At 59.1% G+C, this 1,654-nt stretch carries 3 protein-coding genes and 1 pseudogene; 1 reads left to right on the top strand and 3 read right to left on the bottom strand.

Annotated elements, in window-relative coordinates:
- Positions 1-227: 227 nt before the first annotated feature.
- Positions 228-542 carry a hypothetical protein gene (locus ASF32_RS19875; protein WP_056432525.1) on the bottom strand — a complete coding sequence of 105 codons (315 nt, stop codon included), beginning with the start codon at positions 540-542 and terminating at the stop codon, positions 228-230.
- A gap of 52 nt (positions 543-594) precedes the next feature.
- Here ASF32_RS19875 and ASF32_RS19880 point away from each other — a divergent pair, with 52 nt between their 5' ends.
- Positions 595-861 (top strand): hypothetical protein, encoded by a 267-nt coding sequence (locus ASF32_RS19880; protein WP_244477927.1) that lies wholly within the window; start codon positions 595-597, stop codon positions 859-861.
- Between the two features lie 3 nt (positions 862-864).
- On the opposite strand, the gene ASF32_RS19885 is transcribed toward ASF32_RS19880, so the two are convergent.
- Together ASF32_RS19885 and ASF32_RS25610 are read right to left on the bottom strand one after the other, a co-directional pair.
- Complete coding sequence (locus tag ASF32_RS19885) at positions 865-1,104, bottom strand: hypothetical protein (protein WP_056432528.1); 240 nt, start codon at positions 1,102-1,104, stop codon at positions 865-867.
- A 461-nt stretch (positions 1,105-1,565) separates the two neighbouring features.
- Positions 1,566-1,654, bottom strand: a pseudogene (locus ASF32_RS25610) (IS5/IS1182 family transposase); the annotation flags it as partial.

The following is a 1,654-nucleotide window of genomic DNA, read 5'->3' on the forward strand; positions in this document are numbered from 1 at the left end:
CGTACCGGAGAGCAGTCTGCGAGAACGAGGTTAGGGGGTCAGAATTGGACGCCGATCCCCCGCCTCACGGGGTCAAAGTTGCACGCCGAAACACAGCCAGGGCACGGCTCTAGCCACGCCAAAGAGCGATCCACAGGCCACCGAAACGACCGTCACGCACTTGGTCGCGATACGGCGGAACAAGGGATGACAAGCCTATCCTGAAAATGGACTTCGCCGGACCATCATCAGAAGAGGCCTTCGGCTCGGATTGGTAGGCGCCTGAAGCGACGGCCGCATGCATGAAACAGGGCGTTCGCGATGGCGGTGTTGACACCAATGTTGCCGAGTTCGCCCAAGCCCTTCAGGCCAAGTGCATTCACCTCGGTATCCTCATCCGGCACCTGGATTGCCTCGACTTCCGGAGCATCGGCCGACGTCGCGACAAGGTACTCGGCCAGATCGTCGTTGCAATACGCGCCATGATCGAGCACCGTTTCCTTCAGGAGAGCCGACCCCAAGCCATCCGGTCCTGTCGCAAACGCGAACTCGCTGACGTTCATGGGTCGTTAGCCATACCCGCCCAGCTTGCTGCCTCCGTTCCGGAGCCAGTCCATGATCCTCAACGCCCTTAAGCTAAAGCGCCAAACGCGTGACGACTTCACCAAGGCGCTGATCAAAGAAACAAGGGTGATGCTGGACGAGCCAGAGGCCGAACCCAAGCGTCCATCCAAGCTCGGCGCTCAGAAGCTGACGCCTGAGGAGCAGAAGCGCAGGTTCGTCGAAGGGGCGCGTGAGGCCGGGGCCAGCGAGGATGAAGCGGACTTCGATGCAGCGTTTAAGCGGATCGCGAAGCCAAAAGTCCCGACAACTCCAAAGTAGACGCTACCGGATCAGCCACGTGCCTGTATAGGTCACGGCGGCTGAGTAGACAGGGTGCCCCTCTTCGTCAGTCACCAGCACAGAGAAAGCTTGGTGTTCGCCGTCCTTGCACACTTCATCGGCCGCTATCTCAGGTAGAACCTTTTTGGCATGCCGCGCCACTGCATTGAGATCGGTAAGTTCAATCCCCTCTTCATCACGAAGCGATACGCCGTCGTGGATGTCGAAGTAATAACGTGGCACAGCGGCTCTCCACACATAAAAGGCGGGAGCGCAATTTGTCTCTCAAGCGCGGGGCGCCAATCAGAGGGCCGCGATTGTTCTATCCTACACGAGGAGCATCGCAACCGCACTAACATCTACTGCGGCAAATGGCGATTTCAACTCGTTACTGGCCACTTCGCACGTCGTATATGTCAACGATATAATCGCCAAAACAAACGCGATTACGCTGGGGCCTAGCGAGAGCTACCCCCCCCCCGCTCGAAACGCGCCGGCTGGAAAAATCTTTTTCTTAGCCATCTTCTTTCACGCGGAAACAGGAGCTTGGGGCCCTTCTCCCTCCGGCGTGCCGATCCGTGTCGGTTCCGACATCATAGGACCGGCAATGGCACTGAGTGAGCGCGAAGCGGGTGTCGCGACGGCAAGCACCCGGCGCAGCAATGTCCGGCATCGCCTTGTCGCTCAGGTTAGTCTAGGGCGTGTCATCGCTTGAGCCAATCGAGTGCGGCGGCGAGGTAGAGGATGCCCATGAAGCTGGCGGCTGTCTTTTCGTAGCGTGTGGCGATGGCCC

It is taken from the genome of Methylobacterium sp. Leaf91, from assembly GCF_001422815.1.
GTDB lineage: Bacteria > Pseudomonadota > Alphaproteobacteria > Rhizobiales > Beijerinckiaceae > Methylobacterium.

What these genes read in the sequence shown, in the direction of transcription:
- ASF32_RS19875 (WP_056432525.1), bottom strand. Translation starts at nt 542, where the DNA reads ATGAACGTCAGCGAGTTCGCGTTTGCGACAGGACCGGATGGCTTGGGG.
- ASF32_RS19880 (WP_244477927.1), top strand. Translation starts at nt 595, where the DNA reads ATGATCCTCAACGCCCTTAAGCTAAAGCGCCAAACGCGTGACGACTTC.